The following is a 20206-nucleotide window of genomic DNA, read 5'->3' on the forward strand; positions in this document are numbered from 1 at the left end:
ATCTAATGAAAACCGACAATGGAACACTCCATGTGTAGGTAGACGCCGTACGCTAGACTCAACCGGTAGAGTCTGTTTTTGCACGGGTGCGCCGGCGCGCACGTCGATGGAAGGAATCCCAGGTGAGGACGTTAATCCAGGCCTTGAAAACCAAGGAGTTGAGGAACAAGATCCTCTTCACTCTTGGTATCATCATCATTTATCGTATTGGTTCGTTCATTCCGACCCCAGGTGTCGACTACAAGGTGGTCCAGCAGTGCGTCGGCTCGATGAACAGCACCTCCGAGAACTTCATTGGTCTGGTGAACCTCTTCTCTGGCGGCGCAATGTTGCAGCTGTCGATCTTCGCGCTAGGCGTCATGCCGTACATCACGGCATCTATCGTCATCCAGCTGCTCCGCGTGGTCATTCCCCGCTTTGAGGCGCTGCATAAGGAAGGCCAGTCTGGTGAAGCCAAGCTGACCCAGTACACCCGTTACCTGACCATTGGCCTCGCTGTGCTGCAGTCCACCACCATTCTGGTGACCGCCCGCTCCGGTGCCCTGTTCAACTATCAGTGCTCCCAGGTCGTGCCTGACGGTTCCGTCTGGAACCTCGTGGTCATGGTGCTGATCATGACCGGTGGTACGGGCCTGATCATGTGGATGGCCGAATTGATCACCGATAAGGGTCTTGGCCAGGGTATGTCCATCCTTATCTTCATGTCCATCTGTTCCGGCTTCCTGCCGCAGTTGTGGGAGATCGGTTGGGGCACCAAAGGCACCGATGGCAATTGGGCGAAGTTCGCCGCGGTCGTCGGCGTACTGTTGGTTATCATGATCCTCGTCATCTACGTCGAGCTTTCCCAGCGTCGTATTCCGGTGCAGTACACCCGTCGTATGATTGGCCGCAAGATGTACGGCGGATCCTCTACCTATCTGCCGCTGAAGATCAATATGAGCGGCGTTATTCCGCCGATCTTCGCGTCCTCCATTCTGGCCATCCCGACCCTGATCGCACAGTTCGGCAAATCCGACCAGTCCTGGGTCAAGTGGATTAACTCCAACCTGGCCAATACCACTTCCGTGTGGTACATCGCACTGTACGCGTTGATGATCGTGTTCTTCTGCTTCTTCTACACGGAAATCACCTTCAACCCGGACGAGACCGCAGACAACATGAAGCAGTACGGCGGCTTCATTCCGGGAATCCGTGCAGGCAGCGCCACCAGCCGTTATCTGAGCTACGTGATGAACAGGCTCAACACCGTCGGTGCCGTGTATCTGCTATTCGTGGCGCTTATTCCGACCGTGCTCATCATGGCGCTTGACCTCAACACCAAGTTGCCGTTCGGCGGCACCACCATCCTGATCATCGCAGGCGTCGGCCTCGACACCCTGCGTCAGGCCAAGGCCCAGACCGAACAGTTCCAGTACGCTGGATTCCTGTTCGAGGGCACTGACCACAAGGAAGGCAAGTAAAGCCTCAAAATCGTGATACCGTTTCGACGTGAGGCGGTATCACGATTTTCATGTAACCAATCGAAAATCAGAAAGCCTCGAAAGAGGCCAAATGAAACGGAGAATAACATGCGACTGCTGATCATGGGACCTCAGGGCGTCGGCAAGGGCACCCAGGCTGCTCTGCTGAGCGAGCACTACGGTATTCCGGCAATCTCCACCGGCGATATCTTCCGCTACAACATTAAGAACAAGACCGAACTTGGCGTTGAGGCACTGAAATACATCGATAAAGGCGAACTGGTTCCTGACGAGCTGACCAACAAGATCGTCAAGGATCGCTTGGCCATGGACGATGCCAAGAACGGTTGGATTCTTGACGGTTACCCGCGCAACGCCTCCCAGGTCGAAGCGCTGGACGCCATCCTCGCCGATCTGAACACTCCGCTGGACGCAGTGGTGGCTCTCGACGCCGACCATGACGTGCTTATGGAGCGCATGAAGAAGCGCGCCGAGATCGAAGGTCGCTCCGACGACACTCCGGAAGCAATTGCCAAGCGCCTCGATGTATACGCCAAGGAAACCGCTCCGTTGCTGACAACCTACGAAGAGCGTGGCCTGCTGAAGACCTTCAACGGCGTCGGTTCCGTCGAAGAGATCCAGTCCACCATCGTGGCTGAACTCGGCTGAAATAGCTGAGGATTGGGCTGATTCGAAGCATATTCATAGATAAGAAAGCCCAATAAAATACCACAAATCAATCGAAAACGGGAATTGCGACACGCCGAATGTGCCGTAATTCCCGTTTTCGTGTATTCTTGCAAGTTGGTGTGTCTTCGGGCACGCATAGTAATCGCCAAAGAACGGAACGAGGCTCATGGCTAAAGACGGTGTGATTGAAGTCGAAGGACAGGTAGTGGAAGCACTGCCGAACGCGATGTTCCGCGTTGAACTCGAGAACAAGCATATCGTGCTCGCAACCATCTCGGGCAAGATGAGGAAGAACTACATCCGCATTCTGCCGCAGGATCGTGTTGTGCTTGAAATGAGCCCTTATGATCTGAACCGCGGCCGTATTACGTACCGTTACAAGTAAGGTACATAAGCAAAGGAAAACCATGAAGGTCAGCCCTAGTGTGAAGAGGATCTGCGAGAATTGCCGCGTGATCCGTCGTCACGGCCGCGTCATGGTGATCTGCGTCAACCCGCGCCACAAGCAGCGTCAGGGCTGAGAGTAGATCCAGCGGCACAATAAGTACAGGCGCTGAGTCACAGATCGCGCAAGCGATATGAACCCCGGGTACGCAGGCCCGGGCCGGGAAACCGGACGACTCGGTGCAAGACCTGCGGAAAACAGAAGGAATCGCAATGGCACGTCTTGCCGGAGTCGACATCCCCAATGAGAAGCGCATCGAGATCGCCCTCACCTACATCTTTGGTGTGGGTCGTACTCGTGCCAAGGAAACGCTTGCCGCGACCGGTATCAACCCGGATATTCGCGTCAAGGATCTGACGGATGAGCAGCTGATTACGCTGCGTGACTACCTCGAGGGTAACTATAAGATCGAGGGTGATCTGCGTCGTGAAATCGATGCGGATATCCGTCGTAAGATTCAGATCAACTGCTACCAAGGCCAGCGTCACCGTAAGGGACTTCCTGTGCGCGGTCAGCGCACCAAGACCAATGCACGTACCCGCAAGGGTCCGAAGCGTACGGTCGCCGGAAAGAAGAAGGCCACCAAGTAATCGGTGGCTGTCAGTTCAGACCACGAGACGTAAGTTTCATCGCCTGAACAACAAAGCAAATTCGTTATTAGGAAACGAGGGTCAATGGCAGCTCAAAAGCAAGCCGCGCGCAAGCCGCGTCGCCGCGACCGTAAGTCGGTCCCGGTTGGGCAGGCGCACATCAAGTCCACTTTCAACAACACCATCATTTCGATCACCGACCCGTCCGGCGCAGTTGTGTCCTGGGCGTCCGGTGGCGATGTCGGCTTCAAGGGCTCCCGCAAGTCCACGCCGTACGCCGCTGGCATGGCCGCTGAGTCCGCAGCCCGCAAGGCTATGGAACACGGTCTGAAGAAGGTCGACGTGTTCGTGAAGGGGCCGGGTTCCGGTCGTGAAACCGCTATCCGTTCCCTGCAGTCCGCCGGACTCGAAGTCGGTTCCATCACCGACGTCACCCCGCAGGCACACAACGGCGTTCGTCCTCCGAAGCGCCGTCGCGTCTGAGCACTAGAAGAAATCATCAATCCAACGCCGCTTATGGCCGGTGAGTGCACCACCGGCCTGAAGCTGAAAGGATAACCACAGTGCTTATCGCACAGCGTCCGACACTTACCGAGGAATCTCTCAACCCTCAGCGTTCCCGCTTCACCATCGAGCCTCTCGAGCCTGGTTTCGGTTACACGCTTGGCAACTCGCTGCGCCGCACCCTCCTGAGCTCCATCCCTGGAGCGGCTGTGACTTCGGTGCGTATCTCCGGCGTCCCGCACGAGTTCACCACTCTGCCGGGTGTTGAAGAGGACGTTACCGAGATCCTGCTGAACATCAAGGGCATCGTGCTCACCAGCGAATACGATGAGCCGGTTGTCATGTATCTGCGCAAGAGCGGCAAGGGCGAGGCCACCGCGGGTGACATCACCCCTCCGGCCGGCGTCACCATCGCCAACCCGGATATGCATATCGCAACCCTCGCGGAAGATGGCGAACTTGAAATCGAGTTCACCGTCGAGCGTGGTCGCGGCTATGTGCCTGCCCAGATGAACAAGCAGGATAACGCCGAGATCGGTCGTATTCCGGTCGACTCGATTTACTCCCCGGTGCTCAAGGTGAGCTATCGTGTGGAAGCCACTCGCGTTGAACAGCGCACTGACTTCGACAAGCTCATCCTGGACGTGGAGACCAAGCCGGCAATCTCCCCGCGCGATGCAGTCGCATCCGCAGGCTCCACCCTGGTGGAACTCTTCGGTCTGTGCCGTGAGCTTAACACCCAGGCTGAGGGCGTCGAGGTTGGACCTGCCCCGGTGGCAGAGGAAACCAACCCGGAGATGGCTGTTCCGATCGAGGATCTCAACCTCACCCAGCGCAGCTACAACTGCCTGAAGCGTGAAGGCATCCACACGATTGGCGAGCTGGTCGCCCACACTGAGCAGGATCTGCTCGACATCCGCAATTTCGGTATGAAGTCCATCGACGAAGTCAAGGAAAAGCTCCAGTCCTTGGGTCTGGCTCTCAAGGCTTCCCCGCTGGGCAACTTCGATACCAACAACCTCGAAGGCGGCACCTTCTTCTCGCCGGAAGACGAGTGATTCGCCGCTTTTGACCTAACCGCTTCGTTGGATTCGGATGTTCGGGCGATTGCCCACCTGAATCCAACGGGGCTTTCAAGGAGAAACAATGCCTACACCAAAGAAGGGTCCGCGTCTGGCCTCCAGCCCGGCTCATGAGCGTCTTATGCTCGCGAACATGGCTACCAGCCTGTTCCAGCGCGGCCGCATCACCACCACCCTGCCGAAGGCTAAGCGCCTTCGTCCGTTGGCTGAGCGCCTGATCACGCTCGCCAAGCGTGGTGATCTGCACAGCCGTCGTCGCGTGATGCGTGTCATCCGCAACAAGTCCGTTGTGCACAAGCTGTTCACCGAGATCGCCGAGCAGATGGAGCAGCGTGAGGGTGGCTACACCCGCATCGTCAAGATCGCTCCGCGTCGTGGCGACGCCGCTCCGGCAGCCATCATCGAGCTCGTCACCGAGCCGGTGAGCCCGAAGCAGGCCGTGGTCAAGGAAGCTGAAGCTGCAACCAAGGTTGCCGCTGAAGAAGCTCCGGTTGTCGAAGAGGCACCGGTTGAGGCTCCGGAAGCCACCGCAGAGAACGCCGAGTGATTGGCATCAAGCAGGCTTGACTAGCTGATGAAAAGGCTGGGAATCGAAAGGTTCCCAGCCTTTTTGTTATGCGTTGTCATGTGTTGTTATGCGCCTTTTGTTATGCTCATTGCCGTGAGATTACGTATCGACTTGGCATATGACGGCACCGATTTTTACGGATGGGCGAAACAGCCTGACATACGCACCGTGCAGGGGGAAATCGAACGTGTGCTGCATACCATTCTGCGCGTGCCGGAAGGCGACGACAATGAGCCGCTGCGCCTGACCGTCGCAGGTCGTACTGATACCGGCGTGCACGCGTCGCACCAAGTTTGCCATCTCGACATCAATGAGGAGACGCTTGCACGTTGCGTCGGGCATATGCAGGTCGAACCGGTGATGGCGTTGACGCGACGACTGCAACGCATGCTGCCGAACGATATCGCCATTCGTTCCATCAAAGAGGCTCCTGAAGGATTCGACGCACGCTTCTCCGCGTTGGAACGCACTTACGTATATCGCATTGCCGACCGATCAAGCGAAATCGATCCACGTACCAGAAATAGCGTGCTGCATATCGACGATAATCTTGACATCGGCGCCATGAACAAGGCTGCTGAAATGACAATCGGTCTGCATGATTTCGGCTCGTTCGCAACTCCCAATCCAGGAGGAACCACCATACGCGAGGTCAAAACCGCGTATTGGAGGCGCATACCGCAGCATCCGCTTATCGACGACGGAACCACCATGGGGGAGCGGTACCGAACGCCCGCCTTGGAGTCGGGACTGCTCTGCTTCACCATCGTCGCCGACGCATTCGCACGCAATATGGTGCGTTCGTTGGTTAACGGTTGCGTACAGGTTGGTATCGGCAAACGTTCCTTGGATTGGTTCGCCGGAAAAATGGCGACGCCGTTGCGTGAAGGCAGCACTGGCCCGATCGCTCCGCAAGGATTGACGCTCGAACATATCGAATATCCGGAAGACGACCAGTTGGCGATTCGTGCCGAAGCGATTCGTGCGAAACGTACTTTGTAAGAGCACATACTGTACAGTTGCACGCAAACTGGCGACGGAACTGGTGAACCGCCGGGAGTCGATCAACCGCGAGTTGAGCCGTAATGGTGTGCGTTTCGGTATTTGATTATGCGGGCAAAAGACATCGTGTGGGCGTGGTCTACCGTCGCTTGTCGGACGAATATCTCGATCCGTTCGCATTCAATCCGGATTCCGTGATCGGTGTGCCGCCATGTTGGTCTCACCGCGTGTTATACCGCCGGATTGTTGGGTGGAGAGGGTGCCACGCACGCTTGGGTGGAGGTGTACCATAACGAGCGTTGGATTGGGTTTGATCTGACACATAACCGTATGGTCGACGACAACTACATCACCATCGCGCACGGCCGTAATTACCGTGACTGCATGCTCGACATCGGTATTTTCTCCGGTTGCAATGTGCAACAGCATCAGTGGGTGAACGCTTCCGTGCACGAACAGGAGCTGTAGGCAATAAAAAAACCGAAGCGCCGTTGCTCCGGTTTTTCTACTTGCGGATAAGGCGAGATTCGAACTCGCGGAGGGGTTTGCCCTCACACGCTTTCGAGGCGTGCTCCTTAGACCGCTCGGACACTTATCCATTGCGCCGCTTGAAAACAAGCAACTTGATTATTTTGCCACAGCTTTGTCGATTGTCAAATCCAGCTATGAGATTTTTGCGATGTCCGCGATTGTTCGGCGTGTCTTATCTGCATGGATGATGCGTCACGTTGTCAGGCTCGCGGCTGCGCAGGTATCGCGTAGGTTGTTGTATGAACTGGCGTGTGTTGGTGTGCGCTATTCGAACAATGCTTCGTCGAATGATGGATAGCCCCAAGTGAGAGCTAGGTCCACACGGTCGGCGATCATGCTGGTAAGTATGCCCAGAGACTGTTGCCTTGAATCATCTGAAGAGTTTTCTGCGGTCGTGCGGGATTGCGCCGAATCGCTCGTCGAATTCGAACTTGATTCGACGGCTGCGATTTCGCTGCGTGCGCAATTCATTTCAATGACGGCGTCGGTCGGTGCGAACAATCCAGTTGCGGAATCCACAATAGTATCGGGATGGGCGAGCAATTGCGCGACATCATAGGTTTTCGCACGGGTATCTTCAGCTCCAGAGAAGGAAATCAGCCGCTGCGAAGTTGTTTTATGACGATCGCTGATATCGAGCGTCGCATGTCCGATGGAACGTGCCGCGAAAACCTCCATTGCGAATCCGGCCTGATCTTCCGCAACGGACATGGCGGAAAGCGAATCCGCGTCAATATCAAATGAATCGATGCCGTCGCAACGTGACAGCGTGGGCTGTGCGATGTTGATCGTAAGTCGCGCCGCCATCAAACGGGCGGTGTGACGGGCCTGCGCGCTACGCAACGTGCCGTCGGCGAACCGTGCAGGGCAGTAGGCCGCGGTGTTTGCCCAATCTGAAACCGCTTCCTGCGCGGCAAGATAGCGCATAATGATATGGCGTGACCTGTCTGCCATGATGTCGGCGTTGGCGGTCGCGTCAGCATACGCCTTCTCGCAAGGACTTGGCTGCAGTTCAGCCTCGGCGCGGCCCGCGATTCGGGGTGCGGAGCAAGCAGTCAGAGACGCTACAAGCACGCCTATGCATGCCAAGACGCAGACGCGTCTTGAGGTCGACGAGACCGAGGGGAAAAGAGGGGAACGTGTCTGCATGAAACATTAGACTAATAGTTGACTGTGACCATTGGGCCGAGCGCTCGGAATAACTTCATATAGGAGGTCTTGGAAGTATGGAACTGGACCTGGCAGGAATGCACCAGCTCGCAGCTGGGCAGGGAATCGATCCCGAGACGCTGGATGCCGCACTCTCGGAAGCATTACGACTGGCATATCTGAAAACGCCGCACGCGGCGAAGCATGCTCGTGTGGAGCTTGATCCGCGTGCCGGAAGCTTTACCGTTTGGGCTCAGGATGAGATTCCGGTCGAACCGACCGAGGATAATCCGCACCCTGCGCCGACTTTGGGCGAGGAATACGATGACACTCCGCGTGACTTTGGCCGCTTGGCCGCAGCCACCGCACGTCAGGTCATCAGCCAGCTGTTCCGCAAGGCCGAGGACGACAAGGTGTTCGGCGCGTTCTCAGGGCAGAAAGGCAAGCTGATCACCGGTATCGTGCAGCAGGACGTGAAGGACACTTCCAATGTGCACGTAGCCGTTGGCGATGTCGAGGCGTTGCTTCCCCGTCGTGAGCAGGTGCCGGGAGAACGCTACCGCCACGGTGAGCGCATCCGCGTATATGTGGTGAATGTTGCACGCGGTCTCAAGGGCCCGGAAATCGTAGTGTCCCGCTCCCATCCGGAGCTTGTTCGCCGCCTGTTCGAGCGTGAGGTTCCGGAACTGGTTTCCGGCGCCGTGTCGATTATGGCCATTGCGCGTGAGGCCGGTGCCCGCACCAAGATCGCGGTGCGAGCCAACACTGAAGGCGTTAATCCGAAGGGTGCCCTGATCGGCCCCGGCGGCGCTCGCGTGCGTGCGGTGATGGAGAATCTCGGACCGGAAAAGATCGATATCGTCGACTGGTCTGCCGATCCGGCGAAGTTCGTCGCCGCGGCGCTGTCTCCGGCGGTCGCCACCGGTGTGCAGGTGATCAGCGAGAAGAACCAGACCGCAATCGCCTTCATCCATGATGATCAGCTGTCTCTTGCCATCGGCAAGGAAGGTCAGAACGCACGCTTGGCCGCCAAGCTGACCGGATGGAAGATTGGTATCGAATCCGCCGAGGCACACGCCAAGAAGATGGCAGAAGCGCAGGCTTCGACCAGTGAGGAAACTGCCGAATAACCAACGCTTTCAGCAACGGCAAGCCCGTGGGCGTTCAATCCACGGGCTTGAGTATGCTGGACTCGATAATCCAAAGCGTGGGGGTTTATGCCGTCATGCCCAGGGAAAAGACGAGGTATCACGAACATGGTTGCACGATGAGAAGGAACAAGCTCGCCGTGAATCAGTAGCGGTCGCGCTCGTATGCGCGCGGCCCAAGATAGGAGAAATTGAGTGCCGAAAGCACGCGTATATGAACTTGCCAAGGAACTTGGCGTTGACAGCAAGACTGTTTTGAACAAACTTGAGGCGATGGGCGAATTCGTGAAGTCTGCATCGTCTACCGTTGAACCTCCGGTTGCCCGTAAGCTGAGGAATGCTTTCGTTTCCAACGCGCAGAGCAACGCATCTGAATCCAAGAAGCCTGCGGCCCCGGCCAAGAAGCCGGCTGCCCCCGCGGCTTCGCCCACTCCTGCGCCTCGCGCCACTCCTGCTGCTCCCGCGGCATCCGCGGCAAAGCCTGCCGCTCCAAAGCCGGCACGTCCTGCAGCATCCAAGTCCGAAGCCCCGAAGCCCGGCCAGCGCATGCCTCGTCCGGGTGATTCCCGCCAGCATGGCAATCGCGCCAACGGTAACACTCCGCGTCCGCAGGGCGAACGCCGTCAGGGCGGCAAGTCGGCTCCGGTTCCGGGACCTCGCGCACAGCGCAACAATACCAATGCTCCGCAGGGTGGCAATGGCAACAATGCCGCCAATGGTGCGAAGCCGCACACTCCGGGTCCGCGTCCGGGCAACAATCCGTTCAGCCGCAAGCAGGGCATGCGTACCCCGACACCGGGTGACATTCCGCGTCCGCATCCGATGAACCGTCCGAGCGCCAACAACAATGGCGAAGGCCGTCGTGGCGGCCGCCCGGGTCAGGGTGGCGGTCAGCGTGGTGGTTTCCGCGGTCGTCCGGGTCAGGGCACCGGCGCGAAGCCGGGCCAGTGGGGCCAGCATCGTTCGGGTCAGGGTGGCGGTCAGCGCCCTGCAGGCGGTGGCAACCGTTTTGGTGGCGGCTCCAATACCAACGGCGGCGGTTTCCAGGGTGGCAATAGCGCTCCGGGCAACGGTCCGGCACGCGGCGGCGGTCGCGGTCGCGGCGGTGCTGCAGGCGCATTCGGACGTCAGGGCGGCAAGTCCTCGAAGGCCCGTAAGAATCGTCTGGCAAAGCGTCAGGAATTCCAGGAGATGAAGGCCCCGGTCATCGGCGGTGTGCGCATTCCTACCGGCAACGGCCAGACCGTTCGCCTGCGTCAGGGTGCATCCCTCGCCGATTTGGCCGAAAAGATCAATGTCAATCCGGCTGCTTTGGTCACTGTGCTCTTCCATCTTGGTGAGATGGCCACGGCAACCCAGTCCTTGGACGAGTCCACCTTCCAGATTCTCGGCGAGGAAATCGGCTGGGATATCAAGATCGTGTCTGCCGAAGAGGAAGACAAGGAGCTGTTGCAGCAGTTCGACATCGACTTGGATGAGGAAGAGCTGCAGGAGGATGAGGACCTGAAGCCGCGTCCGCCGGTCGTTACCGTGATGGGCCATGTCGATCACGGTAAGACCCGACTGCTCGACACCATTCGCCGTACCAACGTCATCGCACGTGAAGCCGGTGGCATCACCCAGCGTATCGGTGCATATCAGGTGACCGTCGATCTTGAGGGCGAACCGCGTAAGATCACGTTCCTTGATACCCCAGGCCACGAAGCCTTCACCGCCATGCGTGCCCGTGGCGCCGAGCTCACCGACGTCGCGATTCTCGTGGTCGCGGCAGATGACGGCGTGATGCCACAGACCGTGGAAGCCATCAACCACGCGCAGGCAGCCAACGTGCCGATCGTGGTGGCCGTCAATAAGATCGATAAGCAGGGAGCGAACCCCGACAAGGTCCGCGGCCAGCTCACCGAATACGGTCTCGTGCCGGAAGAATACGGTGGCAGCACCATGTTCGTTGACATTTCCGCCAAGCAGGGCACCAATGTCGACAAGCTGCTCGAAGCCGTGCTTCTTACCGCCGATGCTGAGCTTGATCTGCGTGCCAACCCGGATATGGACGCTCGCGGTGCCACCGTGGAAGCTCGACTTGACAAGGGCCGTGGTGCCGTGGCAACCGTGCTTGTTCAGTCCGGTACGCTGCACATCGGCGACTCCATCGTCGCTGGCACCTCCTACGGACGCGTCCGCGCCATGCTTGACGAGAACGGCAACCACATGAAGGAAGCCGCACCGTCCACTCCGGTGCAGGTGCTTGGCTTGACCTCCGTGCCGACCGCAGGCGACCTGTTCCTGGTGGCCTCCGACGACCGTACCGCACGCCAGATCGCCGAGAAGCGTCAAGCCACTGAGCGTGCCGCCCAGCTGGCAAAACGTCGTAAGGTCGTGTCTCTGGAAAGCCTCAAGGAGCAGTTCGCCAAGTCCGAAGTCGACATGCTCAACATCGTCATCAAGGGCGATTCCTCCGGTTCTGTCGAAGCGCTGGAAGATTCCTTGATGAAGATCGAAGTGTCCGACGAGGTCGGCATCCAGGTGATCCACCGCGGCGTCGGCGCCATCACCCAGAACGACGTCAACCTGGCTACCGTCGACAAGGCCGTCATCATCGGCTTCAACGTTCGCCCGAACCGTCAGGTGGCGGATCTGGCCGAACGCGAAGGCGTGGAAATCAAGTACTACTCGATCATCTACAAGGCCATCGAAGACATCGAGGCATCCCTCAAGGGCATGCTCAAGCCGGAATTCGAAGAGGTCGTCACCTCCCACTCCGAGATTCGCGAAATCTTCCGTTCCTCCAAGTTCGGCAACATCGCGGGTGTCATGGTGCAAGACGGCGAAGTCAAGCGCGGTACGAAGTGCCGTATTCTGCGCAACGGCATCGCAACCGTCAACGATCTCGAGATTTCCTCGCTGCGTCGTTTTAAGGACGACGTTACTTCTGTCAAGGAAGGTTACGAAGCGGGTATCAACCTCGGTTCGTTCAACGATATCGAGCTTGGCGATATTATCGAGACCTTCGAAATGCAGGAAATCGAACGTAAGTAGTCGATTGATTCGGACCAGCGATCGATAACAGGAAAGGAACGCCCACAGCTGACATACGGCTGCGGGCGTTCCGCGATACAACAAGAACTTATTTCAAAAACTAAGCTGATACATTCATCTGATTGAAGGACGATAATGGCAGGAACCAATCCTCGCGCTGCACGTATCGCGGCGTTGATCCAACGTGTGATCGCATCCTCCATGGAGGCGCAGCTGCACGACAAGCGTCTCGCAAACGTGACCATCACCGAAGTGCGTGTGACCAACGATCTGCAGATTGCCAAGGTCTACTGGACCCAGCTTGGCCGTGAAGGCCACGAACAGGGCGAGCGTCGCCGCGCACAGCAGGCGTTGAACCAAGCCAAGGGCCGTCTGCGTTCCCTCGTGGGCACTAAAGCCGGCCTGCGCCTGACTCCGCAGCTCGAATTCGTGTTTGACGAGGTGCCGGGCGAAGCACATGAAATCGAAGATATTCTCGCCATCGCGCGCAAGCGTGACGAAGAGCTCGCCAAAACCCGCAAAACCGCACAGTATGCGGGCGAAGCCGATCCGTACAAGCATCCGGAAGAGGATGACGACGATGATTTCGACGATGACGACGTCGAAGTCGAAGATTGGGACGATGACGAAGAAGCCTGAACATTCCGGTCTGCTGGTCATCGACAAGCCGCAGGGCGTCACCAGCCATGACGTGGTCGCGGCCGTACGCGGCGCCCTGCATATGAAACGAGTCGGGCATGCGGGCACGCTCGATCCGATGGCCACCGGCGTGCTGGTGGTCGGATTCGGCAATGCCACGCGACTACTCAACTACATTGTCGACCATAACAAAACGTACGAGGCCACCATTCGCCTTGGGCAGCGCACTACCACGGACGATGCCGAAGGCGAGTTGCTGCCGGGGGAGTGGGCAGCGAGCTTTCCCTCGCGTCAAGCTGTGGAACAGCTGATCGCAGAACGTTTCACCGGGCGCATCGAACAGGTACCGAACGTCTACTCCGCCATTAAGGTCAACGGTCAGCGCGCCTATGATCTGGCGCGTGAAGGTAAGGATGTGGAACTTAAGGCACGTCCTGTGACCATCGAAGAGTTCAACGTACGGCAGGTGCGTTACGGCTACACGCATAGCGATCGTGCCGGCGCGGAACTTGTTGGCGCAGTCGTGGCCGAGAAGGCAAGCAATGGATGGATTGCCAACATTGCACCGCATGAAGACATGCAGCCCGTTATGGAACTCGACGTGACCGTGACCTGTTCCGCAGGCACTTACATTCGCGCGCTCGCACGCGATCTGGGCGAGGAACTCGGGTTGGGAGGCCACCTGACGATGTTGCGGCGCACGCGCGTCGGCAGATTCTCAGTGAATATGCCCAACGTCATGAGCGCCCACGCTGAATCCAAAACATTCACCGATCGTGAAGGCATGGAAGTGACGCGCAATCGTGCGGTGCTTGACGATGCCGAGCATGCGCTCGATCATGCGCTCGATCCCGTGGCCAGCGCCGCGGCTTCCATGAGTATGCTGGCCGTCAGCGAGCAAGAGGCGGCCGACTTGCGTTTCGGACGCAGAATCGCGCATGACATATGTACGACCACGGCGGCGTACGTTGAGGAAACCAACGATTTGGTCGCTATCCTCGAACGTGCGAAACGCGGTGAGGCCAAACCGGTCGCGGTATTCAACTGAACCATCCAATCAGACTACAGATACGAATTCATACACAAGAAGGACATGATGAAGACAATCACGCTCACGCCTGATGCCAGTGGCATGGTGGATTGGCCTACGCTGAGCAATGATAAGAAATCCGTGGTGACCATCGGTTCGTTCGATGGCATGCATCAGGGCCATCAGGCGGTGATTCGCCGCGTGGTGGAACTCGCCAAGAAGGAGCAGTCCTTCTCCGTGGTGGTGCTATTCGATCCGCGCCCTGCATTGGTACACGGTTACGCGGCGAAGAACGGCGGTCAGGAGCCGCCGGCCGACATGGTTGATACGCAAGCGCTCACCAGCATGCAGGAACGTCTTCGCGCCATCGACAAGCTGGGAGTGGATTACACGCTCATCGTGCACTACACACTGGCATTCGCGGCGAAATCATACCGATTCTTCCTCGGCCAGATGGTCGGCAAGCTGGGTATGCGCACTTTGGCGCTCGGCTCCGACGCGGCCATGGGGGCAAATCGCGCCGGAGACGTGAAAGCCATCGAGAATCTAGCGCTCGCTACTGGCGTGTTCCAGCTTGAAGTGGTTGATGATCGAGGTCCCGGAGAGACCCGAGTGCCAGCCAATGCCCAACCGGTTATGCCGACCGGCCACGGCGAGCCAACAGACCCGCTGGAAGGCGCTTCCAAGGCGGAACGCCGCGCATGGAGCAAGAAGAACCAAGCCAAGCCCGTGCGTGTGTGGAGTTCCACGAACGTGCGCTACCTGCTAGGCCAGGGACGCATCAAAGACGCCGACGCGATTCTGGGGCATCCGCACGCCGTGGAAGGTATTGTGGTGCACGGCGAGGAACGTGGACGCACCATTGGATTCCCGACGGCGAATTTGAGTGACAATGTGGCCGGTTATCTGCCGGTTGACGGCGTGTATGCGGGTTGGCTCGTTGACTTGGGATCGAAAACTGCAGAGAGCGATCATGCGGAAGCAGCGTCCGATGGTATTTCGCAACAGTTTGACTCGTCTTCCGTTGATGCCCGCCTTGCCGATCATTCGCCGTATCGTTGGCCCGCTGCGATTTCCATCGGCACCAAGCCGACCTTCAACGAGGCGACCGGAATGAACGATCGCGTGGTCGAAGCTTACGCCATCACCGACGATTGGCTTGATTTGTACGATCATCAGGTGCGCGTGGAATTTACAGGATTCCTGCGTCCGCAAATCAAGTTCGATTCCGCACAGGATCTGATCGACGAGCTGAAGCGCAATGTCGAGGAAACCAAGCGAATTACTGCCTGATTCTAATCGCAATAATAATTACGATAATGACAGTGATTAATGAATGCTGATATTTTCGATAAAAACGTATCAGCATTCAAAAAAATAGTGGGGCTCTTACGTAAGAATCTACGTAAGAGCCCCACTAGTATAGGTTAAAAAATAACATAATGTATATGCTTCGCGTGCATACATGCGAAAACGGTATGTAGGGTGTGTGCTATCGCAACATGGCGCCAAGCGCATCCTGCAATGTGTCGACCTGAACGATCGACAATCCGGGAATTGCGATTTCTCTACGTAATGTCGGCACTACAGCGGTGGTGAAGCCAAGACGGGCAGCCTCGCGCAACCGGTATTCCAGTCGCGGCACCGGGCGCACCTGCCCGGTCAACGAAATCTCGCCGATCGCACACGTGGTGCGGCCGATCGCCTTCGACTTCGCGGCGCTCGCCAACGCGCCCACAATCGCCAGATCGCAGCCCGGCTCACGTGCCTGACCTCCAGCAATCGTGGAAATATAGAGATCGTTTGCCAGAAGATTGACGTTGCCATGCCTGTATAGCACCGCCACCAGCATGGCGATGCGGTTCGCGTCCACGCCATTCGCCGCACGGCGAGGCGTCGGCAATACCGATTTGGTGACCAACGACTGCACTTCGATAGGCAGGCTGCGGTGGCCGTCCAAGGTGAACGTCACGCACGTGCCCTCCACCGGAGCGGAACTGGCGGAATTGGATGATGAAAGAAAAAGCCCAGACGGGTCCGTCACCTCTTCGATGCCTTCGCCGCTCATATCGAAACAGCCGACCTCATCGGTGGGACCGAAACGATTCTTCACCGCGCGCAGCATGCGAAGCGCGGTTTCAGCATCCCCTTCGAATTGGCAGACCACATCAACGAGATGCTCCAACGTGCGCGGACCGGCAATCGAGCCGTCTTTGGTGACATGACCGACCAGTAATACTGGAATATCAAGCGTTTTTGCAGTGTCGATCAGGGCGCTCGCCACTTCGCGCACCTGCGTCGACCCTCCGGAAATTCCGTCGACTTCCTGCGAGACGATGGTCTGTGCGGAATCGACGATGGCCAGCGCAGGCTTGCTTTGCTCGATCAGTCCGAGCACGGTCGACAGGTCGGTGGTGGCGGACAGTAGCAGATTCGGCTCGACCGCGCCTATGCGTGATGCCCGCATACGCACCTGCGCCTGCGATTCCTCGCCGGAAATATACAGTACCGTGTTGCGTTCCGGTTGCGCCGCGCAAAGACGGGCCACGTTGCCGGCGGTTTCCAGCAGCAGTGTCGATTTGCCGATGCCCGGCTCGCCTGCGATGAGCGTCACGGAGCCGGGTACGATGCCGCCGCCGAGTATGCGGTTGAATTCCGTGAAACCCGTGCTGATTCTGGAAATGTTTTCCGTGCCGATTTCCGTGATGGGCTTTGCGGCGGAAGCGGGCACCATATGCGATTGCGTGCGCGATGTGCGCCCGGGGGCCGCGGTGCGTTTCGAAGCGGCGGGACGGGCCTCGTGAAATTCCTCGATGGTGCCCCACTGGCCGCATTCGGGGCAGCGGCCCAGCCATTTCGGGCCGTTCCAGCCGCATTCGGAACATACAAATTGCGAGGACGTCTTTGCCATATCGCTGACAATACGGATATTTTGGGACAATCGTTTTCGGAGATATTAAGGGGGTGCTGGTGCGGGATGATGGCGAGATCACGGTTTCTGGATTCGAGCGTCTCACGGATATGAAAGAATAACAGCCATGTCTACTACGCAAACTTCCTCTTCTCATGGCAAACTGATCGTGGCTGTCATTGCCGCCGCTTTGGTGGTCGTGCTCGCCTTGGTGTCCGCTTTCATCTGGCCCGGCTGGGCTCTGAACAAGGGCGATGAAGCGTCCACTCAGGGCACCACCACCTCGCAGGGCGCGTCGCAGGATGCCTCTGAGCCGACCACGCCGTCCATTGACGCTGTGGCGTTGCCGGATGACGCCAGCGAACTGTTGAAGGCCATGCCTGATTCCGTGTTGAATTTCGCGCGCACCAAGGCCGATGCCAGCACTTCGTGGAGCGGCGCTTCCCCGGTCGAGGAGTACACGTTGACGTATTCCACGGGCAAGGACGGTCAGGATATCACCTTGAAAGTGGCGCAATGGTCTCAGTCTGATGATGCGCAAAGTCAGTATGACAATCTGACCGGTGCCATGACCGGCAAGGAGCTGGGCGGCGGCAATGTGAAGGTTTCCGGTGAAGCGACCGGCGCCTATAGCGCCAAAACCGATCCGGACGACGAAACCAAGGCCATCGCGGTCTGGCGCAACGATACCGTGGTGTTCCAAGCCACGGGAGCCAAGGATTCGGTGCAGCGCTTCTACCAGCAGTTCCCGCTGTGATACTGCCTACGGCTGGTTGTGCGATCCTATGATTCATGCATGATTCACGTAAGATTCAGCCGTGGACCATGCGGACTGCGTTTGCCTGATCTTCCGATAAAAAGGTGCGTGCTTCCACCATATGAATGCGGTTGTGTGCGTTAGTCCCCGAAGCAGTGTAGTATTGGGCAAGTTGCAAACTTTTACCCTTTGAGTTTAAGAACGGAGGCTGAGATGGGCTCGGTCATCAAGAAGCGCCGCAAGCGCATGAGCAAGAAGAAGCACCGCAAACTGCTTCGTAAGACTCGCCACCAGCGCAAGTAGTCTTCAGGCGCGGTTGAAGCGTCGCTTAAACAAAATCCCGTATGTCTTCTTGAGGTATGCGGGATTTTTGCATATTGCAAAGAAATAAACGAAAAGTACGAGAATCGGAAATCAATAGATGCAAAAAGAAGGCTGTGCGTTCGAAGTTGAACGCACAGCCTCATATGGTTTCGTGTAGGTTCGCGAAAATCCGCGGAAAATGCGGAACTTACGCTACTTCAAACTCACTTGTTGGAGTTGGTGAGCACGCGCGGACCGTTGGGATCGCCCACGATGACCTGGTCCACCATGTGCAGGAACAGGCCATGCTCCACCACGCCAACGGTGTTGATGAGATCGTCGGCCAGAGCCTCCGGGTGTTCGATGCATTCGAGGTGCAGATCGACCACGTAGTTGTTCTCGTCGGTGCGCACCGGCTGGCCTTCGGCGTCGAGGCGAAGCACCGGCTTGTAGCCGCGGGATTCGAACTTCTTGACGACCTGGCCTGCGCCGAACGGAATCACCTCAACCGGCAGCGGGAACTTGCCGATGGTGTCCACAACCTTGGACTCGTCCACGATCCACACGATCTTGTTGGAGTTGGTGGCCACGATCTTCTCCCACAGCAGAGCGGCGCCGCCGCCCTTGATGCCGTTGAAGTTCTTGTCGACCTCGTCGGCGCCGTCGATGGTCACGTCGATGTGATCAACGTCATCGATGTCGACGATCTTGATGCCGTAGCCTTCTGCCTGCTCCTGAGTGCGGCGGGAGGTGGTCACGCCGGTGAACTCCAAGCCTTCCTCCTGCACGCGGCGGCCGAGCTCGTCGACCAGGAAGCGCACGGTCGAGCCGGTGCCCAGACCTGCGATCATGCCGTTCTGAATCAGCTTGGCAGCTTCGATGCCGGCTGCCTTCTTCAATGCGTCCTGCTGTGCCTTGTCCATGATCCTCCTTCGATATGGGGTTAAGACCGTCTCCATATTATCGGATGTGTTGATTTTTGTGCGTTTGCGGACATGTCATGAACGAAGGTGTGCCATTGGTGGTCAGCAAATGTTTTCACAGGATGTTTCACGCACTTTCGAGGCGTTAAGGTCGAAAGTGCTGGCTCGTTAGTTGTGCTTGACTGCAAATGGCGCTTCGTCGAGGACGAGCGTGCCGTCGCCTTGCACGTAGCCTTCCACCGCGATGTAACCGCGGATCAGGCGTGGCTTGCCGTCGAACGTCGGACTGGAATTTGGCGGGGGAGTGAAGCGAATGGCGCCCGACACCGCCAATCCCGAAGGACTGGCGCGATGCGGCAGTTTCGGCAAGTCGGCGACGGCGTTCGTTGGCGCCGACGCGTTTGCGGATTCGGCTGATTCGCTCGTTGGCGCCGGCGTGTTTTCCGAGGAATTCGCGGATTGTTCGTTCTGTGCATCGTCGGCTGGCTGCCGCTCGTCATGCTCGTGGGGAAAACAGTCCGGCTTGAGCAGCATTTCGGCATACGATTTGCGCGGTGCCTCGGCGTCAGGCGTCGTGCCATCAGGCATGGTCGTATCAAGCGCGGTGGTCGGTTCCGGCATGTCGTCGGATTCCACCGACATTTCGTTGGACGTCAACGGCAATGTCGCCTCGTCGGGCGCTGGATAGCCTTCCGGCTCCACCAGCATATCGGCGATGGAACGTGGACGCGGCTCCGGATCGGCCGCGCCCATCAGATCATCGGCCGATCCTTGAGCGGACTTGCCTTGCCCGCGCCCCATATGGTATTCGTCCGTAGTGATTTTGCCGTCAAGCAGCATTTGGGCATCATCGGGAACATCGGTACCTTGCGAATATTCGGAAGCCAGCAGCGACTGCCAACCCTCCAAAGGAAGATATCCTTCACGGATCTTCGAACGGCAATCGCCCGCATAGGTGCGCGCCAGCTCGTCCACCTTCTCATTGCCGGCATTGCCGGCATGACCCTTGACCCATACGAATTTCACCGGTCCGGGGCGCTTGGAGATTTCGGCATCGATCGCGCGAATCAGATCCGCGTTCTTTACCGGCTTCTTCTGCGAGTTCTTCCAGCCGTTCTTCTTCCAGCCGTGAACCCACGTGGTGGAACAGTTGATCGCATACTGCGAATCGGTTTCGATCACCAACGGTTCGGAGCCGGGGTGCGCGCGCAACGCCTCCAGCACTGCGCACAGCTCGCCAATCTGATTGGTGCCGTTCGTAGCTCCGCCGGCATCGCAGTCGCTGTCATGGTGATGCCCCGGCTTGCCGCCTGTGGCAAGCTCATGATCGGCCCAACCCCAACCCATCGGACCATTCGGATTGCCTAAAGCGGAACCGTCTGTAGAAACCGTAATCGTCATATCTCTACCCTACGAAAGCCGTGAGACGCTGCCATAC

20 protein-coding genes, 1 tRNA gene and 2 pseudogenes are annotated in these 20206 nt (G+C 57.9%); 18 read left to right on the plus strand and 5 right to left on the minus strand.

The window, feature by feature from the left end:
* Positions 1 to 122: 122 nt before the first annotated feature.
* From secY to BBPC_RS01850, 11 genes and pseudogenes are all read left to right on the plus strand, one after another.
* Positions 123 to 1460: a preprotein translocase subunit SecY gene (secY, locus tag BBPC_RS01805; protein WP_003835983.1), complete on the plus strand. Its 1338-nt coding sequence runs from the start codon at positions 123 to 125 to the stop codon at positions 1458 to 1460.
* Between the two features lie 108 nt (positions 1461 to 1568).
* Positions 1569 to 2129 carry an adenylate kinase gene (locus BBPC_RS01810; protein WP_004220017.1) on the plus strand — a complete coding sequence of 187 codons (561 nt, stop codon included), beginning with the start codon at positions 1569 to 1571 and terminating at the stop codon, positions 2127 to 2129.
* A 187-nt stretch (positions 2130 to 2316) separates the two neighbouring features.
* Positions 2317 to 2535: a translation initiation factor IF-1 gene (infA, locus tag BBPC_RS01815; protein WP_003808114.1), complete on the plus strand. Its 219-nt coding sequence runs from the start codon at positions 2317 to 2319 to the stop codon at positions 2533 to 2535.
* A gap of 22 nt (positions 2536 to 2557) precedes the next feature.
* Positions 2558 to 2671 (plus strand): 50S ribosomal protein L36, encoded by a 114-nt coding sequence (gene rpmJ, locus BBPC_RS01820; RefSeq protein ID WP_003808136.1) that lies wholly within the window; start codon positions 2558 to 2560, stop codon positions 2669 to 2671.
* Positions 2672 to 2807: 136 nt separating this feature from the next.
* Entirely contained in the window at positions 2808 to 3185 is a 378-nt protein-coding gene (rpsM, locus tag BBPC_RS01825) for a 30S ribosomal protein S13 (RefSeq protein WP_003808138.1), read from the plus strand.
* 84 nt (positions 3186 to 3269) lie between these two features.
* Positions 3270 to 3668, plus strand: coding sequence for a 30S ribosomal protein S11 (rpsK, locus tag BBPC_RS01830; RefSeq protein WP_003808141.1), 399 nt, complete (start codon positions 3270 to 3272; stop codon positions 3666 to 3668).
* 80 nt (positions 3669 to 3748) lie between these two features.
* Positions 3749 to 4747, plus strand: a complete 999-nt coding sequence (locus BBPC_RS01835; protein WP_003835980.1) for a DNA-directed RNA polymerase subunit alpha — start codon at positions 3749 to 3751, stop codon at positions 4745 to 4747.
* 88 nt (positions 4748 to 4835) lie between these two features.
* Positions 4836 to 5318 (plus strand): 50S ribosomal protein L17, encoded by a 483-nt coding sequence (gene rplQ / locus BBPC_RS01840; protein WP_033500843.1) that lies wholly within the window; start codon positions 4836 to 4838, stop codon positions 5316 to 5318.
* Between the two features lie 102 nt (positions 5319 to 5420).
* Positions 5421 to 6341, plus strand: coding sequence for a tRNA pseudouridine(38-40) synthase TruA (truA, locus tag BBPC_RS01845; protein WP_033524201.1), 921 nt, complete (start codon positions 5421 to 5423; stop codon positions 6339 to 6341).
* A gap of 92 nt (positions 6342 to 6433) precedes the next feature.
* Positions 6434 to 6550, plus strand: a pseudogene (locus BBPC_RS09490) (circularly permuted type 2 ATP-grasp protein); the annotation flags it as partial.
* Positions 6540 to 6809: pseudogene (locus BBPC_RS01850) on the plus strand (transglutaminase domain-containing protein); the annotation flags it as partial. The pseudogenes BBPC_RS09490 and BBPC_RS01850, both read left to right, overlap by 11 nt.
* Positions 6810 to 6853: 44 nt before the next feature.
* Here BBPC_RS01850 and BBPC_RS01855 read toward each other — a convergent pair.
* Positions 6854 to 6939: transfer RNA gene (locus BBPC_RS01855), tRNA-Ser, on the minus strand.
* 197 nt (positions 6940 to 7136) lie between these two features.
* On the minus strand, positions 7137 to 7826 hold the full coding sequence (locus BBPC_RS01860) for a hypothetical protein (RefSeq protein ID WP_050775081.1): 690 nt from the start codon (positions 7824 to 7826) through the stop codon (positions 7137 to 7139).
* A 272-nt stretch (positions 7827 to 8098) separates the two neighbouring features.
* On the opposite strand from BBPC_RS01860, the gene nusA reads away from it, so the two are divergent.
* The 5 genes from nusA (at position 8099) to ribF (ending at position 15167) form a co-directional block, all read left to right on the plus strand.
* Positions 8099 to 9151, plus strand: coding sequence for a transcription termination factor NusA (gene nusA / locus BBPC_RS01865; protein WP_003835972.1), 1053 nt, complete (start codon positions 8099 to 8101; stop codon positions 9149 to 9151).
* A 213-nt stretch (positions 9152 to 9364) separates the two neighbouring features.
* A complete protein-coding gene (infB, locus tag BBPC_RS01870) occupies positions 9365 to 12205 on the plus strand; it encodes a translation initiation factor IF-2 (protein WP_033524203.1) in 2841 nt (946 codons plus the stop codon).
* A 135-nt stretch (positions 12206 to 12340) separates the two neighbouring features.
* The gene (rbfA, locus tag BBPC_RS01875; RefSeq protein WP_004220007.1) at positions 12341 to 12844 is read left to right on the plus strand and encodes a 30S ribosome-binding factor RbfA; all 504 of its coding nucleotides are present in this window, start codon (positions 12341 to 12343) and stop codon (positions 12842 to 12844) included.
* Positions 12828 to 13892: a tRNA pseudouridine(55) synthase TruB gene (truB, locus tag BBPC_RS01880; protein ID WP_004220006.1), complete on the plus strand. Its 1065-nt coding sequence runs from the start codon at positions 12828 to 12830 to the stop codon at positions 13890 to 13892. The genes rbfA and truB overlap by 17 nt, the downstream gene beginning before the upstream one ends.
* A gap of 48 nt (positions 13893 to 13940) precedes the next feature.
* On the plus strand, positions 13941 to 15167 hold the full coding sequence (gene ribF, locus BBPC_RS01885; protein ID WP_033524204.1) for a bifunctional riboflavin kinase/FMN adenylyltransferase: 1227 nt from the start codon (positions 13941 to 13943) through the stop codon (positions 15165 to 15167).
* Between the two features lie 199 nt (positions 15168 to 15366).
* Here the strand turns inward: ribF and radA are convergent, their stop codons facing one another.
* Positions 15367 to 16785 (minus strand): DNA repair protein RadA, encoded by a 1419-nt coding sequence (gene radA, locus BBPC_RS01890; RefSeq protein WP_033524205.1) that lies wholly within the window; start codon positions 16783 to 16785, stop codon positions 15367 to 15369.
* Between the two features lie 127 nt (positions 16786 to 16912).
* Between radA and BBPC_RS01895 the strand changes: the two genes are divergently transcribed.
* Positions 16913 to 17542, plus strand: coding sequence for a hypothetical protein (locus BBPC_RS01895; protein ID WP_004219996.1), 630 nt, complete (start codon positions 16913 to 16915; stop codon positions 17540 to 17542).
* Positions 17543 to 17755: 213 nt separating this feature from the next.
* Entirely contained in the window at positions 17756 to 17845 is a 90-nt protein-coding gene (locus BBPC_RS09495) for a 30S ribosomal protein bS22 (RefSeq protein WP_004268639.1), read from the plus strand.
* Positions 17846 to 18069: 224 nt separating this feature from the next.
* Here the strand turns inward: BBPC_RS09495 and rpiA are convergent, their stop codons facing one another.
* Together rpiA and BBPC_RS01905 are read right to left on the minus strand one after the other, a co-directional pair.
* Entirely contained in the window at positions 18070 to 18768 is a 699-nt protein-coding gene (gene rpiA / locus BBPC_RS01900) for a ribose-5-phosphate isomerase RpiA (RefSeq protein ID WP_033524206.1), read from the minus strand.
* 168 nt (positions 18769 to 18936) lie between these two features.
* Positions 18937 to 20169, minus strand: a complete 1233-nt coding sequence (locus BBPC_RS01905; RefSeq protein WP_033524207.1) for a ribonuclease H family protein — start codon at positions 20167 to 20169, stop codon at positions 18937 to 18939.
* Positions 20170 to 20206 lie beyond the last annotated feature (37 nt).

The sequence above is a fragment of the Bifidobacterium pseudocatenulatum DSM 20438 = JCM 1200 = LMG 10505 genome, from assembly GCF_001025215.1.
In the GTDB taxonomy this organism is placed as follows: Bacteria; Actinomycetota; Actinomycetes; order Actinomycetales; family Bifidobacteriaceae; genus Bifidobacterium; species Bifidobacterium pseudocatenulatum.